Raw genomic sequence first — 17290 nt, 5'->3', positions numbered from 1 at the left:
TGTGACTCAGGAATTAGAATTTCATATTTCTGTAACCCCCGTTGGGGCAGATGACTATCTCGTGCGCACAGAACGGGTGGCACCAGGCGTGCCTTTGGCGGAGGAGCAGGTCACCTGGCCGGTGGAGCAGTGGCTGGCCGTAGCGAGCCAGCTGATGAATAACCCGTTGCTGGGCTTGCTGCAAGAGGGTGCCGGCCCGACTTATCGGGACAAGGTGCTGCCCGCTTCCCGGGAGGGGGCCAACTCTGCCGCACGGCACGAGAAGCCAGACTCAGACACAGGTCAGCGATTTTCTGCCCCAGATGCAGCCGGAGGGCTGAATTTGGTCGCCGTCGGTCGGGAGCTGTACAATTTCTTGTTTCAAGGCACCCTGCGAGACAGCTGGATGACCGCTAGAGGCATTGCCCAGAACCGGGGGCAGGTGTTGCGCCTGCGCCTGGGGCTCAAGGGCAACCGCTTGCCCCGCCTTCCCTGGGAAGTGCTCTATGCTGGAGAGCGCCCGATTGCCACCGGCACGGATGTGGCCTTTTCCCGCTACCAGCCGGCCAAAACTGCGGCTCAGTCTTTTGGTCAGAGCAAGGACACCGGCTATTGCGCCTCGACCCTGCAAATTTTGATGGTGCTGTCCGCACCTACGGATCTCGAAAGTCTGGAACTGAAACGGGAAGCGCTGCACCTGCAAGAAGAGCTCCAGAGACGCTCGCTCACCAACTCAATGGGTGGGACGCAGGCAATGCAGCTCACCGTACTGGAACAGCCAGACCGCAACTCGCTGACGCAAGCGCTCGAAGAAGGCCAATATCAGGTGTTTCACTACGCCGGTCACAGCAACTTGGGAGCAGCGGGGGGCGAGCTGTACCTGGTGAGCCGCAAAACGGGCTTGACCGAGACGTTAAACGGCGATGACTTGGCTGGGTTGCTGGCCAACAACGGCATTCAGCTGGCGGTGTTTAATTCCTGCCACAGCGCCCACACCCCGATCTCGGACGCAACCGTTTCCGCCGGCGAGCGCAATCTGGCAGAGGCTCTTGTCAAGCGCGGCATTCCCGCTGTGCTGGCAATGGCGGAATCTATTCCCGATGATGTGGCGCTGACGCTGGCGAAGCTGTTTTACCGCAACCTCGACCGGGGCTATCCCGTGGATCTCAGCCTGAGTCGGGCGCGCCAGGGGCTGATTTCTGCTTATGGCTCTAACCAGCTTTACTGGGCTTTACCGATTCTCTATCTCCAGCCGGAATTTGACGGCTATCTGACTTCTAATTACCGCACGGCGGAACAGCTGTCAAGTCTGGCAGAGGCTGCGGAGCCGCCGGCCAGCCGGCTCTCAAGATCGCCAGTCGCGCCTGAATTCCCAGAACTCTCGGCGCTGGACTTGGCCGAAGTCGAGGATATCTATCAGGACCTGGCTTACGAGGATGTGGCGGTTGATGAAGCGCCCGCTGTCGTTTCTGACTTCCTGCGCCAGCTGATAAATCCCGCACCGGGCTCAGATGACCCCGGTGCCGCTCCCCCCAGCGACGGGTTCCCTTTGCCGGAGGAAGAGCAGCAAGCGCTGGAGCCGGAAATATACCGGCAGCGCCCCGATCCTAAGCCTGGTGACGCTCGCCGGGGAAGTGCGGCACCGGCGCGGGAGGTGGGAAACGGCTACAGGAAAAGGGGAAAAACCAATTTCTCAGTTCTGAGCTGCCGCCGGTCAGTGGCTCTGGTGGCGCTCGGCGTGCTGGGAGCCACCGCAGTCGGGCTTTTGGGTGTGTGGGCTTTTCGAGAGCAAATCTTTCCCCAGCCCGAGCAACCGCCGGCTTTGTGGCCTCCGGGGATGTTCGCGCCGCCCCTGAGGGAGGATTCATCTGCGGATCTGAACAAAGGGACTGCCCCCCAAGTCGTCGCTTCGGCGATAGCAAAGTTCCGTAAGGGGGATATGATAGGAGGGCAGCTGGCGGTGGAAGCGCTGCTCGACCGGGTTGCTCTCCTTCCAGCGAAGGTGGCGCTGGATGCGGTGCCCAAACAGCGACAGGATGATCCCGCTATTAATTTTCTCAAAGGCCGGCTGGCTTGGCAGTTTGTTCAAGCCGGCACTCCAGATCGCAGCCTGGACAGCCCCCGCACCTACTGGGAGAGAGCTGTTGAAAAGAAACCCAACTCACCCCTCTACTACAACGCTCTGGGCTTCGCTCTCTACGCTGAAGGCAATCTGAAAGCGGCTTCAGACGCCTGGTTTCAGGTTGTGAGGATGCCGCAAGCTTCAGGGGAGCTCGCCCCACCGGCACCCGATGAGAAACAGCAGCTTCCACGCGGCACCCCATCCGTCGCCAGTCGGGATGTTCTGACGGCTTATGCCGGTTTGGCGTTGGTGCGGCTGAAATCCGCCCGCACCCAATCAGGGACTGAGAAGCAATTCCTCTTGAGTAAGGCCGTCAAGTTCCAGCAAATGGTGATGGCTCAAGATCCTGTCAACTTTCAACTGCCGGCTCTGGCCAAAAATTGGATGTGGTCGCCGCAAGCGATTGCCGACTGGCAATCCCTGCAGCAACTCAAGCGCTGACCTGTGCCGGCGCGGCTGCCGGCGGGAAGGGGCCGGCTCTATATATTTTATAAGTTACGTTTGTATGCTTATTTTTTTGCAGAAGGGGCGCAGGCGGGGCCCGCGCCAGTTTTGCATCATTCTGCCGCTATGCAAAGTAAGCCCGCCTGCGCCTGCTAAGCTGCTATAGCAGTATGCACTTAGGTTAGAACATTAGACCTTAGACCTTCAGGGGGGGCGGGACGCCTGCCCTACGTCTATAGAGCAGTAAGCATTTAGGAAACGTACATTCGTACATTCCGGCCTTCCTTGCTCCAGAGCTCCCGATGCTTCTATAGCAGTATGCATTTAGGTTAGAACATTAGACCTTCAGGGGGGGCGGGACGCCTGCCCTACGTCTATAGAGCAGTAAGCATTTAGGAAACCTACATTCCGGCCTCCCTCGCTCCAGAGCTCCCGATGCTTCTATTGTTCTAACCAATATGACTGCTGCTATAGGCTTTTAACCTGCTTTTCCGTTGAGAGGAGGCAGAGCCTCCAGATTGCGCTCCCAGGCAGATCCTGGGAACGAGAGAATAAAGTATTCAAACGAATTTTCTCTCATTCGTCGCGCTCTAGCCACTGGGAAACCACCATACACCCAGCAGCGCAGCAGAGGGCGACCGCGCCATAGGACCACAGGGGCAAATTTCCGTACCTGCGGGAGTCCGCAACTGGCAAACCGGGGTAAAGTAAATTGAATAGGGCAATGCCGATCACGACTAGCAACCCCAGGAAAATCCCACTCCAGAATATAAGGAGGGGATGCACAATCGGCTGGCGTCTGGGATGCAGGCGCTGTCGCGCCCTGTGAGCTCTGGCCATATCAACCCCCTGGCAGATAGCAGCCATTTTGCTTCTAATTTTACTATTAGGGGTTAGCGATTAGGGATTAGCTGTTAGGGGTTAGGAGGCCGTGGGCGATGGGGCATTGGGCATTGGCATGCCCCATGCCCTAGTTGACCGGCACTCTAGGCGGAATGGCGCTCTAGGGCGAGCTGAATCAGCTGATCCACTAATTCCGGGAAGGGGGTGCCGGTGTGCGCCCACAGCTGGGGATACATGCTGGTGGCGGTGAACCCGGGGAGGGTGTTGATTTCGTTAATCAGCACTTCGCCGGTAGATTCAACGTAGAAGAAATCTACCCGCGCCAAACCGGCAGCGTCAATCGCCAGAACGGCTTTGATGGCCATTTCTTGCGCCTGAGCGGCTACTTCTGCCGGCAGGTTGGCGGGAATCAGCAAATCCGCCTGTCCAGAAGTGTATTTGGTTTCGTAGTCGTAGAAATCGCTGTTGTAGGTAATCTCGCCAATCACGGATGCCTTGGGGCTGTCGTTGCCCAAAACGGCGCACTCGATTTCCCTGGCGACAACACCTGCTTCTACAATGATGCGCCGGTCGTAGCTGGCGGCGCTATCGAGGGCGGTTTCCAGTTCTTGGCGCGAGCGCACTTTGGAAATTCCCACCGAGGAGCCTAAATTGGCCGGTTTGACAAAACAGGGATAGCCGAGAGTTTCCTCAATTTGGTCGCAAAGTTTGGGGAAAACGCAGGGATTAGACCATATTTGCGAGCGGTTAACCGCTATGTATTTTACCTGCGGCAGGCCGGCTTGGCCAAAGGCCATTTTCATGGCAATTTTATCCATTCCCACAGCGGAACCCAAAACCCCAGAGCCCACAAACGGGACTTGCATGAGTTTGAGCAGCCCCTGAACTGTGCCATCTTCGCCATTGGGTCCGTGCAAGATGGGGAACCAAACGCCCACACCGGCAGCTTCGGGGGGAAATTGCCAGAGGTTTAGCGGTTGGGCGTCGCTTCCCTCTGCCGGTGCAATGCTGGCGGCGTGTGGGGATTGCGGTGGGGATTGGGGGGGTGTTCCGGAGGCCAAAACTTCCTCGGCGACAGCACCGGCGCTCCAGCCCCCCTCTTTGTTAATGTAAAAAGGCAGCAGTTCGTATTTGTCGGCGTTGGTGCCGGCACTCAGGGCGCGTGCTATCGCCCTGGCTGAGCTAATTGAGACTTCGTGTTCCCCTGAACGACCGCCAAATAACAGCCCGACTCGCAGTTTTGACATTCTTGCAACCTCTTCAAAAGTTTTGATTTCAGATGGGAGATTTTAGAGTGGCGCGTCGCTCCAAAATCCATAACTCCAAATACTGCCGCTGGTGCGGCGCTTCCGAGCTAGATTACCATAAGTTGTCTGCCGAGAGGCTGTGGGAACTTCTCTCCCTGTAGAGCCGGTGGGAGCTTGAGGCCCACTGTTGGCCAGAAGTTTGCCGCTCTCCCCTGACCGGCGACGGAGGGCGAGGGCCGGTTTTTGCTGGCAAATGGGTGAGGTTCTCTCAGTGCTGTTTGCTTTTTTGCGCCCTAATGCCGTTAAATTGGGGCTCTCGTTGCAGGTGCCTTTGTCTGGGACTGGCTTCTCAAGCCCGGCACAAATCACTGACTTTCTGGCGCGCCGGCGTCACCCCTTGTCACGCTTCTTTTAGTGCGCTATACTTGTTAGTAAGTTCTGCAAAGAGGTCAACCAATGGCTACCCTGAATGTAGAAAATTTTCCCGAGAAGCTGTATGCGAGACTGCAACAGTTAGCCACCGCTGAGAACCGCTCTATTAGCGAGCAAGTGGTGAGCCTCTTAGAAGGGGCGCTGCAAATCGAGACACAGCCCCCCAAAAGTGAGGCACGCAAGTCCGTTACAGAAATCTTGGAGGAAAGCCGCCGGCGGCGGGAACAAGTTCCTACCGATCTCGGAATGCCGGACAGCACCCTTTTGATTCGGGAGGATCGCGACAGATGAGCAACCCTCTCCGATGCGTGCTGGATACCAGTGTGAGCATTAAGCATTTTATCCCCGATCCGCTATCCCCGAAAGTTGATGGACTGTTGGCTCACCTTGCCAACCCGCAGACAGAAATCTTTGTGCCTGACCTGTTTTACATCGAATCGGCCAACACTCTCTGGAAGTATGTGCGTGCGGGACGCTACCCAGCTGCCAAAGTTCAGGCAGATTTAGCCATTCTCAAAACTTTACCCTTGCGCGCGGTTTCCACTGCTGAGCTGATGGAAGAGGCCGTCAGTATCGGCTTGACTTACGGCATTTCGGCTTATGATGGCAGTTATGTCGCTCTCTCACGGCAAGTAAGTGCGCCGGTGCTGACTCTAGATGGGAAGCTAGTTACTGCTTTGGCGTCTTCGCCTTACGACGTTCGCTCGTTTAATGATTTCTCCCTCCCACCGCTGTCATAGAAGAGAAGGGATAATGGCTGAGATAATTGCTGATAGTCTAGCTGAATTTATCGCTCTGGCTAAGCGCGGATATCGGCAGAAATAGACTGAAATTGATGCGTCTCTGGCAGAGATGGCTAATGAGCTAATGATGCTGAGTGTCAAACAGAAGCGCTGAGAATTGAGGCGGAGGTTGCCGGGAGAAACCCGGGTTCTCAAAGAAACCAGGTTTCTGTCACCCAATAATTACTCTGCTGTCGCTGGCGCAAGCCACAACGCTAAATTGCGGACGTAAGCTTTGATATCCTCCAAGGCGCGGGGTTCTGTCTGCATGGTATTTCCTGGGGGCTCACTAACAAAGCTCGGACAGCCGGTGCTGGCGTCCCAATTATAATCGCAAAAATGGTGGAATGTTGATTGCGCCACGCCGCGTCCGAGCTGGGTGCCGTCGGGATTTTTTGGCCACTCGAAGGCGACGGCGAGGTTGAAGCTGCGACCGGAAACTAAGCTTTTGCCGAGAGCAATAACGCGACCATTTGTTTCGCCTGGGGGAACTCCCACCGCACCTTCGTGGGGGTGAGCTGGGAAAAATTCTATCACGCCAGAGGGCGAGGCGGGATTTTTCAACAGTTCGTGAACCGGCTCAACCGGCACAATTTTTTGACAGTCGCCGTTGCGCCCGGAATGGTAGTTCGGCCACGATATGTAGGTGGTGTAAATGTCGTCTGCGCAGTGCCGCGATTCGTCTGGATCTGGATTTTGCGTGTTGAAAAAGTGCGCCGCGCCGACCCCGCAAAGGGTGCAAATAGACGAGCCCAAATCTTGATGGTCGCGGGTTGCCATCAGGGCACCCCCGCGATTGTGAAACGCTGCGATGCCGGCGTGGTCTTTTTCTGTGAGTCCGTTGCCAACATCTACGGCAAATAGCCACAGTTCGTCGAAATCTGAATCTCCGAGATTGCTCAAAACGGGATCGTTGCCCTCTGCGTCTGACTCCCGGTTCCGCGCTGTGACTTCGCACAGGGGGTTGCCAGCTTCGTCTTTCAGTTCAGCGATACAGTCGCGCAGCAAAGTGAAACGCTCAATGCTCCAGTCGTCTTCTGTATAGGGAATGGTCGTCTGCAGGAGAATGCGAATCGGTCTTTTTTCGTTGCTCATTTGTCTCTTGTTATTTTCTAGTTCCGGCATGGGGCATGGCGGCGGGCCAGGGAGCATTGGGCATGGGGCATGGGCTTTCCTTTAACACCATTACCCTAAGCCCTAAACCCTAAACCCTAACCGCTACCTCAGCTAGTTTACCAGTTAAACTGAAGGCGCGAACTTCGGTGATTTTCACCGGCACTACCCGCCCTCTCAGTTCCTTAATGTCGCCGGGGAAGAAGGTGAGCCGGTTCCCCCGGGTGCGCCCCATCACTTGAGTGCGGTCTTTGGGATTTTGATCCTCTACGAGGACTTCCTCAATGCGTCCGAGATAGCGCTGCGAGCGCTCTGCAGCTTTGATAGAAACGAGGTGATTCAGGCGCTGCAGCCGGTCGGCTTTCACCTCTTCGCTGACCTGATTTTCCCACAAAGCTGCCGGTGTGTTCGGGCGGGGAGAATAGGCGGCTGTGTTCACCAAGTCAAAGCCAATATCCCCCACGATCTGCAGCGTTTTCTCGAACTGCTCTTCTGTTTCGCCGGGGAAGCCCACAATCGCATCCCCACTAATCGACGCATCTGGCATGTAGCTGCGAATTGTGTCTATGATGCGGCGGTATTTCTCTTGGGTGTAACCCCGCGCCATTGCTTTGAGAATGTCGTTATCTCCCGACTGGAAGGGGATGTGGAAATATTCGCACACTTTGGGCAGTTCGGCACAGGCGCGGATCAGGCGTTCGGTGAAATAGCGGGGGTGGCTGGTGGCGAAGCGGATGCGCTCAATTCCCTCCACGTCGCTAACATAATACAGCAAATCTGTCAAGGTGTGCCGGTGGCGTCCTTCTGGGGTGACGCCGGGCAAATCCCGCCCGTAGGCGTCGATGTTTTGTCCTAGTAGCGTCACTTCCTTATACCCCTGACGCCCGAGTTCTTCCATTTCGGCGCGAATCGCTTCTGGGGTGCGGGATTGCTCTACGCCCCGCACGCTGGGCACTACGCAATAGGTGCAGCGTTCGTTGCAGCCGTAAATGACGTTCACCCACGCGGTCACTTTGCTTTCGCGGCGCGGTTTTGTGATATCTTCTATGATGTGCACCGGCTCTGTGGCGACGAGTTGGCTGCCATCGAATACCTGTTCGAGCAAATCTCGCAGCCGGTTGGCGTGCTGCGGGCCCATTACCAGATCCAGTTCGGGCACCCGCCGCAGCAGCGCTTCCCCTTCTTGTTGGGCGACGCAACCGGCTACGACTAGGGTAAGTTCGGGCTGCTGGCGCTTGCGCTCAGCCTGTCTGCCGAGGTAGGAATAGACTTTGTGCTCGGCGCTATCGCGAATCGTGCAAGTGTTGTATAAAATTAAATCTGCATCGTTGGGGTCTTCTGACCACTGGAAGCCCATCTCTTCGAGGATGCCGGCCATCCGCTCAGAGTCTGCTTTGTTCATCTGGCAGCCGAAGGTGGTGATGTGGTAGCGACGGGGAGATGCGGTCATGGTATTAGGGTGCGGGCAAAAATCAGAGACAGGTTTGCAATCCTTTATTAATTATAGTTTTTGGAATTCCTGTTGTGCCGGTGGCACTGCGACTTTTTCCGTCTGGGTTTTGCCGTCTGGGTTTTTTGGGGCTAAAGCCCAACTACAAACCTTGGGGCTCAAGCCCAACTACAAACTTTGGGGCTCAAGCCCAACTACAAACTTTGGGGCTCAAGCCCAACTACGAACTTTTTTTGGGCTAAAGCCCAACTACGAACCTTTTTGGGCTAAAGCCCAACTACAAACCTTGGGGCTCAAACCCAACTATAGCAGCAGCCAGTTAGGGAACGGACATTAGATCGAGAGGGCGCGGAGGGAACGCCTGCCCTACGCCTTTTATCCCTAGGCCATTTGAGTATAATATCTACAGGGGAGGAACTCGACACCGATGCCACGCGAGCCGGTTTTTCGGAGGTGCGGGTGTGCCGCTGGGGGGATGCGCGCGTGGGGGTGACGGGGTGAAAATGGTCTGAGTCTCTGGGCCAGAAGCCGGAGAACTTCGGCGCAACCCGGTTTCCTTGCTTTCACAAGGCTTTCACTAGCAGGAGTAGAGAAAAATGGGGCTGACTATTCACTATGAGTTTAAGCTAGAGTCTTCCAGTGTTGAGGGCGCGAGGGAAAAGATTGCCGCCTTGCGCAACTTCGCTCTAAAGTTACCGTTCGCTGAAGTCGGCGAACTGGTTGAAATTCAGGGGGAGGAGTGCCGGGTCGATTCAGAAAACACAGGGGACCCGCATGTTTTTTTAAAGCTTCGGACGGGAAAATTTATTTGCCTAGAAAACGACAGCTATTCCATGCTAGATCCTACCTACTTAATCGCTTTTAATACGCTGCCTGGGGAGGGGTGCGAAAGTGCGGCTTTTGGTTTGGCTCTTTATACTGAGCCGGCAGCGGTAAGTGATTGGAGCTTGATGAGTTTCTGCAAAACTCAGTACGCCAGCAATCCGGAGTGCGGGGGGATTGAAAACTTCCTAAAGTGCCATTTAATGATAGTCCGAATGCTGGATGAAGCTCAGAAGTTGGGCATTTTATCCGAGGTGTCAGATGAGGGGAATTACTGGGAGACTCGCCAAATCGACAAGCTGGTGGAAACTGTCAGGAAGTACAATGTATTGATTGCAGGGATTGTGGGACAGCTGAAAGACTCTCACGAGGAAGGTTCTATTGCTTCGCCTATCTATGAATACCCGAATTTTGAGTATTTAGAGGCGGAAGCTTCTCGCCGGTCCTCAGAAAAGGTGTAGGACAGGCGTCTCGCCTGTCCCGTCTCGCCTGTCCTCAGAAAAATTACACGGCGACAACAGCTGCTTTCATCTGGAAAATCTTCTCAATGACTTCCTCGACGACTTTATCAGGTGTGGAAGCGCCGGAGGTGATGCCGATGACAGCCTCACCGGCGGGGAGCCAGTTTTCCGCGATTTCCAGCTGCTGGTACAGGGGTTTGTGCTCGATGCGGTTCCCCGGTAAAATCCGCTCGGCACTGTCGATGTGATAGGAGGGAATCTGCCGGTCAACGGAAATTTGCTGCAATTGGGTGGTGTTGGATGAATTGTACCCGCCAACCACTACCATTAAGTCGAGTTTATCTCCGACAATCTTCAACATCGCATCTTGCCGTTCTTGGGTGGCGTCGCAGATGGTGTTGAAGGCGAGGAAATGCTGGTTGAGTTTGTCGGGTCCGTATTTTTTCATCATAGTGCGCTCGAGGAGTTTGCCGATTTGTTCGGTTTCGCTCTTGAGCATGGTGGTTTGGTTGGCAATCCCAACTCGCTCTAAGTCTCTGTCCGGGTCAAAGCCGGCTGAGGAAGCTTTGCTGAATTTTGCCAGGAATTCGTCGCGATTCCCGCCGTTGAGGATGTAGTTACAGACATACTCGGCTTCTTGCAGGTTGAGCACGACCAAGTATTTGCCGGCAAAGGAACTGGTGGCTACTGTCTCTTCGTGCTTGTACTTTCCGTGTATAATGGAGGTGTGATCGCCTTTTTTGTGCTTTTCGACGCTATTCCAAACTTTCGTCACCCACGGGCAAGTGGTGTCAACAATTGTGCAGCCTTTGTCGTTGAGCAGCTTCATTTCCTGGACGCTAGCTCCGAAGGCGGGGAGAATCACTACATCGCCTTTTTCTACCACAGAAAAGTCTTTTTGCCCTGCTTCGACGGGAATGTATTCGATTTGCATCTCCTCCATATCCCGGTTCACGGAGGGGTTGTGGATGATTTCGTTGGTAATCCAGATGCGCTCGCTGGGGAAGTGGGTGCGGGTTTCGTAAGCGATGGCCACGGCTCGCTCAACGCCCCAGCAAAAGCCAAACGCCTCCGCCAGTCGAATCGTGACTTCGCCACGGGTTAATGTGTAATTGTTCTCCCGGAGTTGCTGGATGAGGTCGCTGTGGTAGGCGGACTTCATCGCACCGGCGGCTTCCTCTTCGTGTCCGAATCCCTTGCGGTAGTAATTTTCTGACTGCTGGAGTGACCGTTTGAATGCTTTTGTATCCATGCGCTGCTGTCCCTAGCTTGACTCTTCTTGATTGTAGAATGCCCGGGGCACAGGGCTGCTGGTTTTCTCGGCGCACGCTCGTTGGGTGGGGTAGGGCGAACCCGGCACCCCAATCCCCACTCCGCTGGCGGGGAGGGGGAGTAACAGTAACTCGTAGCGTTCCCTCTTAGGGAACGCACCCTACCCTGAGGTCTGTCGTTCGAGCTCGGAGGTCTGTCGTTCGAGCTCGGAGGTCCGTCGTTCGAGCTCGGAGGTCCGTCGTTCGAGCTCGGAGGTCCGTCGTTCGAGGTGGGGTGCCGGTGTGGCCAACTACGAACCTTTTTTGGGCTGAAGCCCAACTACGAACCTTTTTTGGGCTGAAGCCCAACTACGAACCTTTTTTGGGCTGAAGCCCAACTACGAACCTTTTTGGGCTGAAGCCCAACTACGAACCTTTTTGGGCTGAAGCCCAACTACGAACCTTTTTGGGCTGAAGCCCAACTACGAACTTTTTTGGGCTGAAGCCCAACTACGAACTTTTTTGGGCTGAAGCCCAACTACGAACCTTTTTGGGCTGAAGCCCAACTACGAACTTTTTTGGGATACCGGCTCGTTTGTGGGAGAGGGTTGACAGAGATGCGAGTAGAACTTATTATCAAAGAATAGGCATGTGGGGAGCAGGAGAATGCTAGATTCACGAAAGTTTTTTCAGGCCACAGATCCGGGAAGGGCTCTGAGAGCGGAAAATCCTGAGGATAAGAAATATTACATTGATTTCTCTGCTGTCCGGGGCGGCGATATTATCGGAAAGCTGAAGAACAGGATAGCATTTTTCTCGCCCGACAGCCCCACCTGCACTCTGTTCACCGGCCATATCGGGTGCGGCAAGTCCACAGAACTCCGCCGGCTGCAGGCGGAACTGGAACTGGAAGGGTTCCATGTGGTTTATTTTGAATCCAGTGAGGACCTGGAACTGACGGATGTCGATCTGATCGACCTGTTGCTGGCTATCGCCCGCCGCATCAGTCAGAGTCTTGAGAAAATCAAGCTTGAAGAACCTAACAAGCTGAAAGAGTTGCTGGCAGGGGCGTGGAATGTCCTGAACGCTGATGTGCAGGGAGTGAAATTCAAGGTTCCCAATCTTGGCGAGGTTGGCGTCAGCGGGAAAGACGAAACCTTTACGCTCGCCTTGGGGATTGGCGAAATTACGGCTAAGGCGAAAAGTGACGCGGCGCTTCGCCAGAAACTCAACCAGTATCTCGGGCCACAAAAAACTAAGCTGCTAGACGCGATTAATAAGGAACTGCTGGAACCGGCAATCGCCAAACTGAAACAGCAGGGCAAAAAAGGGCTGGTGGCAATTGTGGACAACCTCGACCGGCTGGACACTCGGCCCAAGCCTTGGGGGCGTCCGCAACAGGAATACCTGTTTGTCGATCAGGGCGAGTTTATGACAAAATTGAATTGCCATGTTGTCTGCACGATGCCCCTCGCCCTGAAATTTTCTAATGACTATGGCAATCTCACCCAGCGATTTGATGAACCCAGGGTTCTGCCAATGGTTCCCGTACAGTCACACGATGGTACGGAACACGAAAAGGGAATGGCGCTGCTGCGACAGATGGTGATGGCGAGAGCGTTTCCCGACTGGGACGAACAGCAGCGCCTCAAGGCAATTCCAGAAGTTTTTGACTCGCAGGAAACCCTCGACCGGCTCTGTCGCGCCAGCGGGGGGCACGTCCGGGACTTGCTGAAACTCCTGAATACCTGTATTATGGAGGAAATGGTTTTGCCTCTCTCGCGCCAAACTTTGGAGACGGTGATTCGCACCCGCCGCAATGAGATGGCTCTGCCCCTTTCGGATGCGGAGTGGGAGTTGTTGCGCCAGGTTCGCCGGCGGAAAAAGGTCAGCGATGACCAAGGATACCAGACGCTGATCCGCAGCCGGCTGGTGTTTGAATACCGGGATGCCGGTGAGTATTGGTTTGATGTCAATCCGCTTTTGGCAGAGGCGAAGGAGTTGCAGGAATGAGTGTGTGTTGCGAGGTTACAGGCGATTGGAAAGATGCCGGGGGCGTGCTTGATGTGGGCTAAGACTCCACCCCCAAGTTTCCTCGTTCCCAGCTCAAGCTGGGAGGAGAAAAAACCGATCAGATTGTGAGAGTCTCGCTCTACTCTTTAGCCCGCGTTGGGCGAAGCCCTTCCCGAAGGGTAGGCGGGCTTCGTCTGTGTAGCCGCGATTTCCAATCGCCAGGGATTTGGCTAATCGCGGAGGAATTAGCTGTAGGTCTAACCCCCCCGTTAATTCGCCAACGAATCGGTAAGGGGTTAGACATCTGGCTAGTTGGCTAGGTTCCTGGCGATTGGAAATCTAGGTTCCTGGCGATTGGAAATCGCGGCTATACAAACAAAGCCCGCGAAGGCGGGCTTTCATAGAAGAGGGAGACTCTCAAAATCTGGGCGGTTTATATCCTCGTTCCTGCTAGGTTCCTGGCGATTGGAAATCGCGGCTATACAGACGAAGCCCGCCTACGCGGGCTAAAGATTTACCCTCGTTCCCAGCCTCAGGCTGGGAACGCAGATCTGGAGGCTCTGCCTCATGTCTTCAGCAAAGATATTAAAATTTTAACAGCTAAAAAAGCGCAGGAGTTGCAGCCATGACTGAACCCAACCCACCTGAAAATCTGGATGCCGGCAACGAGCGATCCCTGAGAAAGCTCGCTTGGGCGATTGAAGCCTCTCGGGGTCAGTTTAAACTAATTTTGGCACGCTGCAACTACACCGGCGTGCGCGGGCGGCTGGTGCGGGAATTGCCGCAACTGGTGAGCGGCGAAATCCGCATCCTGGAACTGCAGGCATCTGACAGAACCCTCTACGGCAGAATTCAGGCGGTGTTGGGCGCAAATGTGCCGGTGGCGCTGACGGTTTTTGGCTTGGAAGCGGTGGGCGATATCGAGCAGCTGCTGACTTCCACCAATCAGGTGCGGGAGGAATTTCAGAAACATTTCCCTTTCCCGCTGGTGCTGTGGGTGAGTGATGACGTTTTCAAGAAACTGGTTCGGGTAGCGCCGGATTTTGAGAGTTGGGCGATAGGGGTAGAGTTTGCCGTTGCCGGTGAAGATGTCGCTTCTTTCGTCAGAGAAACCGCTGAGCGATGGTTTGCGAATACCCTGAGGATCACGCGCCAAGGGGCTTTGGAACTGGAAGCGGAACTGCAAGCGGCTGAGAAAGATTTGCTTGGGGGCGGGGAAGGTTTAGATAAGGAGCTGCAAGCCAATTTAGAATCTTTGCTCGGGGCGGTGAAATTCATGTATAATGAAAGAGATGCCGCTCTGGAACACTACCAAAAAGCTTTGGGACTCTGGAGGGAAACCGGCAACCTCGACCGGCAGGCAAAGCTGGTGAGTGAAATCGCGCTTTGCTATTCCCTGAAAGCGGCTCGCGGAGAAATCAATCCCTCTGACTGGCAAGAGATTGGGGATTCTCTGCGCGAAAGTCTGGATGTGTTTGAGCGGGCGGAGCGTCCGGATTTAGTGGCAATTTTGATTCCACTGGTGTGCGGGGTTTTGCGACAGTTCGAGGAGTGGGAGGGGTTGCGAGCGCTGGCGTCAAAAGCGCTGCAACTGCATGACAGGGAAAACATGCCGGTGGAACTGGCTCAGGATTTCGGCTTTCTCGCGGAGGTGGAAATCGCCAATGAGCGCTGGGGAGAGGCGCGGGATTTTGCTCAGCGGGCGCTGCAAGTTTTGGGATATGATTTGGGGCAGGGAGAGGGACAGGGAGAGGGACAGGCGGGACGCCTGTCCTACGCCAGTCGTTACCTCTTTATTTTAGCACAAGCGCAATATCATTTACAACAATTTGAAGAGGCAATTCGCAACTTAGAAGCCGCAAATGAAGCCGGCAGTCCCGAATACGACACGCAGCTTTATCTCGACATCCTGCATCGCTTGCAGGCGCTTTATTCTGAGGGCAAGAAATATCTGGAAGCCTTTGAAATAAAGCTGGAGCGGCTGTCGGTTGAGCAGCAGTACGGGTTGCGGGCGTTTGTGGGTGCGGGGCGGATACAGCCGCAGCGACAGGCAAAATTTGCCCTAACTCCTGTTGTGGGGCGCGGAGTCGCGCCTCAGCAGGAAAATGTCGCTCCAGAAATTGCGGCTTCTGGGAGGATGCTGGATGTGGAGCGCTTGATTGAAAAAATCGGGCGCAATGACAGCAAGTTAATTGTAATTCACGGGCAGTCTGGGGTGGGGAAAAGTTCCCTGGTGAATGGAGGACTGGTGCCGGCGCTGAAAGAGAAAGTGATTGGCATAGAGGATGTTTTGCCGGTGCCGGTGTGGGTTTATACGCACTGGGTGGCGGAATTGGGGCGGGCGCTAATAGAGGCGCTGGCAGACAGTAGGGTGCGTTCCCCAAGGAACGCACCCTACTCGGTAGAGGCAATTTTGGAACAGTTGCGGCAAAATGAACACCGGCATTTGCGGACGGTGCTGATTTTTGACCAGTTTGAAGAGTTCTTCTTTGTCTGCACCTCCCCCGCACAGAGGCGGCAATTTTTTGCCTTTCTGGGAGAGAGCCTGAAAATCCTTTCCGCCAAAGTCATCCTGTCGCTGCGGGAGGATTACCTGCACTACTTGCTGGAGTGCAATCGCCAGGAGAGCATGAAGGTTATCGGCAATGATATCCTCAGCAATAATGTCCTCTACCCCTTGGGGAATTTCTCGCCCGAGGACGCCAAATCGGTTGTGCTGCGCTTGACAGAGCGGTCAAACTTTCGCCCCGATGGGGATTTGATTGAGGAGTTGGTGGGGGATTTAGCTGGGGAGTTGGGGGAAGTGCGCCCGATTGAATTGCAAGTCGTGGGGGCGCAACTGCAAGAGGAAAAAATTACCACTCTGGCAGGTTATCGCGAGCGAGGGCCAAAAACAGAATTTGTCAAGCGCTATCTGGAAGAAGTGGTGACAGACTGCGGCGCAGAGAACAAGCGAGCAGCTGAGTTGGTGCTGTACTTGCTCACCGATGAAAAAGGAACTCGCCCGCTGAAGACTCGCGCTGAGCTGGAGAGGGATGTGCAGGTGCTGGCGGCGGAGTTGGCGGGAGAATCGAGCCGGTTGGATTTGGTGCTAGAGATTTTTGTGGGTTCCGGGATGGTGCTGCTGTTGCCGGAAAGTCCAGCGGACCGCTACCAGCTGGTGCACGACTATTTGGCGGCGCTGATTCGCGAGCAGCAGCAGCCGAAGTTCAATGAGTTAATTGCGGAACTGGAAAGAGAAAGAGAGCAGCGCCAATTGGCAGAAGCCAAGCAACTGCAGGCGGAGGAGGAGCGAAAACAGGCTGAAAAGGCTCGGCAGATATTAGAGGCGGCGAACAAAAAAGCAACGCTGCGGATTCGCATGGCTTCGGGCGTGCTGGCGGTGTCCTTGGTTGCGTCAGCGATAATCGGGATAAAGGCTGCTACAACCCTTCAGGAAGCGCGGAAAGGGACGCAACTGGAGCGAGACGGGCTGAATGCTTTGCGGCAATATGAGTTTCGACAAATAGAAGCGTTGATTTCAGCCATGCAAGCTTGGCAAGAGTTGAAAGCGGTGTTTAAAAATAAGCCGGTGGAAGACTATCCAACCGCTACCCCCATTCTGGCGGTGCAGACTATTCTCGACAGCATCCGAGAGCGAAATCAGCTCAAAGGGCATCAGGGTGATGTCACCAGCGCCAGTTTCAGCCCCGACGGAAAGCGCATCCTCACCGCCTCCTCTGACAATACAGCCCGGGTGTGGGACAGCACCGGCAAGCTGCTGTCCGAGCTAAAAGGGCATCAGGGTCCTGTCATCAGCGCCAGTTTCAGCCCCGACGGAAAGCGCATCCTCACCGCCTCCTGGGACAAAACAGCCCGGGTGTGGGACAGCACCGGCAAGCTGCTGTCCGAGCTAAAAGGGCATCAGGGTGATGTCACCAGCGCCAGTTTCAGCCCCGACGGAAAGCGCATCCTCACCGCCTCCTCTGACAATACAGCCCGGGTGTGGGACAGCACCGGCAAGCTGCTGTCCGAGCTAAAAGGGCATCAGGGTCCTGTCATCAGCGCCAGTTTCAGCCCCGACGGAAAGCGCATCCTCACCGCCTCCTGGGACAAAACAGCCCGGGTGTGGGACAGCACCGGCAAGCTGCTGTCCGAGCTAAAAGGGCATCAGGGTTATGTCATCAGCGCCAGTTTCAGCCCCGACGGAAAGCGCATCCTCACCGCCTCCTGGGACAATACAGCCCGGGTGTGGGACAGCACCGGCAAGCTGCTGTCCGAGCTAAAAGGGCATCAGGGTCCTGTCATCAGCGCCAGTTTCAGCCCCGACGGAAAGCGCATCCTCACCGCCTC

Annotated in this window: 12 protein-coding genes; 7 read left to right on the top strand and 5 right to left on the bottom strand. The window is 55.3% G+C overall.

Annotated elements, in window-relative coordinates:
* The first annotated feature begins 1 nt into the window (after window position 1).
* Window positions 2-2542, top strand: coding sequence for a CHAT domain-containing protein (locus tag OSC10802_RS0118965; protein WP_017718355.1), 2541 nt, complete (start codon window positions 2-4; stop codon window positions 2540-2542).
* A gap of 579 nt (window positions 2543-3121) precedes the next feature.
* Here OSC10802_RS0118965 and OSC10802_RS0118960 read toward each other — a convergent pair.
* Both OSC10802_RS0118960 and OSC10802_RS0118955 read right to left on the bottom strand, forming a co-directional pair.
* Window positions 3122-3412 (bottom strand): hypothetical protein, encoded by a 291-nt coding sequence (locus OSC10802_RS0118960; RefSeq protein WP_017718354.1) that lies wholly within the window; start codon window positions 3410-3412, stop codon window positions 3122-3124.
* A 119-nt stretch (window positions 3413-3531) separates the two neighbouring features.
* Window positions 3532-4635, bottom strand: a complete 1104-nt coding sequence (locus tag OSC10802_RS0118955; RefSeq protein WP_017718353.1) for a D-alanine--D-alanine ligase family protein — start codon at window positions 4633-4635, stop codon at window positions 3532-3534.
* 456 nt (window positions 4636-5091) lie between these two features.
* On the opposite strand from OSC10802_RS0118955, the gene OSC10802_RS0118945 reads away from it, so the two are divergent.
* Together OSC10802_RS0118945 and OSC10802_RS0118940 are read left to right on the top strand one after the other, a co-directional pair.
* Window positions 5092-5358 (top strand): ribbon-helix-helix domain-containing protein, encoded by a 267-nt coding sequence (locus OSC10802_RS0118945; RefSeq protein ID WP_017718351.1) that lies wholly within the window; start codon window positions 5092-5094, stop codon window positions 5356-5358.
* Entirely contained in the window at window positions 5355-5807 is a 453-nt protein-coding gene (locus tag OSC10802_RS0118940) for a type II toxin-antitoxin system VapC family toxin (protein ID WP_026098616.1), read from the top strand. Before OSC10802_RS0118945 ends, OSC10802_RS0118940 begins: the two co-directional genes overlap by 4 nt.
* 225 nt (window positions 5808-6032) lie before the next feature.
* Here OSC10802_RS0118940 and OSC10802_RS0118935 read toward each other — a convergent pair whose 3' ends face one another.
* Window positions 6033-6944, bottom strand: a complete 912-nt coding sequence (locus OSC10802_RS0118935; RefSeq protein WP_017718349.1) for a hypothetical protein — start codon at window positions 6942-6944, stop codon at window positions 6033-6035.
* A gap of 109 nt (window positions 6945-7053) precedes the next feature.
* Complete coding sequence (gene miaB, locus OSC10802_RS0118930) at window positions 7054-8412, bottom strand: tRNA (N6-isopentenyl adenosine(37)-C2)-methylthiotransferase MiaB (protein ID WP_017718348.1); 1359 nt, start codon at window positions 8410-8412, stop codon at window positions 7054-7056.
* Here miaB and OSC10802_RS53085 point away from each other — a divergent pair.
* Window positions 8411-8749 carry a hypothetical protein gene (locus tag OSC10802_RS53085; protein WP_017718347.1) on the top strand — a complete coding sequence of 113 codons (339 nt, stop codon included), beginning with the start codon at window positions 8411-8413 and terminating at the stop codon, window positions 8747-8749. The two genes, miaB and OSC10802_RS53085, sit on opposite strands and share 2 nt — an antisense overlap.
* A 259-nt stretch (window positions 8750-9008) precedes the next feature.
* The gene (locus OSC10802_RS0118920) at window positions 9009-9695 is read left to right on the top strand and encodes a hypothetical protein (RefSeq protein WP_017718346.1); all 687 of its coding nucleotides are present in this window, start codon (window positions 9009-9011) and stop codon (window positions 9693-9695) included.
* 43 nt (window positions 9696-9738) lie between these two features.
* On the opposite strand, the gene OSC10802_RS0118915 is transcribed toward OSC10802_RS0118920, so the two are convergent.
* Window positions 9739-10947, bottom strand: a complete 1209-nt coding sequence (locus OSC10802_RS0118915; RefSeq protein ID WP_017718345.1) for a 4-hydroxy-3-methylbut-2-enyl diphosphate reductase — start codon at window positions 10945-10947, stop codon at window positions 9739-9741.
* 664 nt (window positions 10948-11611) lie between these two features.
* Here OSC10802_RS0118915 and OSC10802_RS0118910 point away from each other — a divergent pair.
* Window positions 11612-12958: a P-loop NTPase fold protein gene (locus tag OSC10802_RS0118910; RefSeq protein WP_017718344.1), complete on the top strand. Its 1347-nt coding sequence runs from the start codon at window positions 11612-11614 to the stop codon at window positions 12956-12958.
* A 625-nt stretch (window positions 12959-13583) separates the two neighbouring features.
* On the top strand, window positions 13584-17290 hold a 3707-nt coding region (locus tag OSC10802_RS54620; RefSeq protein WP_017718343.1), incomplete at its 3' end, for an nSTAND1 domain-containing NTPase.

Source organism: Kamptonema formosum PCC 10802 (assembly GCF_000332335.1).
Taxonomy (GTDB): domain Bacteria; phylum Cyanobacteriota; class Cyanobacteriia; order Cyanobacteriales; family Oscillatoriaceae; genus Oscillatoria.
The sequence above is the reverse complement of the archived record's forward strand: the minus strand, read 5'-3'. Positions and strand labels throughout refer to the sequence as shown.

Coding starts and splice junctions, on each gene's coding strand:
- OSC10802_RS0118920 (WP_017718346.1), top strand. CDS start 9,009: ATGGGGCTGACTATTCACTATGAGTTTAAGCTAGAGTCTTCCAGTGTT.
- OSC10802_RS0118940 (WP_026098616.1), top strand. CDS start 5,355: ATGAGCAACCCTCTCCGATGCGTGCTGGATACCAGTGTGAGCATTAAG.
- OSC10802_RS0118915 (WP_017718345.1), bottom strand. CDS start 10,947: ATGGATACAAAAGCATTCAAACGGTCACTCCAGCAGTCAGAAAATTAC.
- OSC10802_RS0118910 (WP_017718344.1), top strand. CDS start 11,612: ATGCTAGATTCACGAAAGTTTTTTCAGGCCACAGATCCGGGAAGGGCT.
- OSC10802_RS0118935 (WP_017718349.1), bottom strand. CDS start 6,944: ATGAGCAACGAAAAAAGACCGATTCGCATTCTCCTGCAGACGACCATT.
- OSC10802_RS53085 (WP_017718347.1), top strand. CDS start 8,411: ATGGTATTAGGGTGCGGGCAAAAATCAGAGACAGGTTTGCAATCCTTT.
- OSC10802_RS0118945 (WP_017718351.1), top strand. CDS start 5,092: ATGGCTACCCTGAATGTAGAAAATTTTCCCGAGAAGCTGTATGCGAGA.
- OSC10802_RS0118955 (WP_017718353.1), bottom strand. CDS start 4,635: ATGTCAAAACTGCGAGTCGGGCTGTTATTTGGCGGTCGTTCAGGGGAA.
- OSC10802_RS0118960 (WP_017718354.1), bottom strand. CDS start 3,412: ATGGCTGCTATCTGCCAGGGGGTTGATATGGCCAGAGCTCACAGGGCG.
- miaB (WP_017718348.1), bottom strand. CDS start 8,412: ATGACCGCATCTCCCCGTCGCTACCACATCACCACCTTCGGCTGCCAG.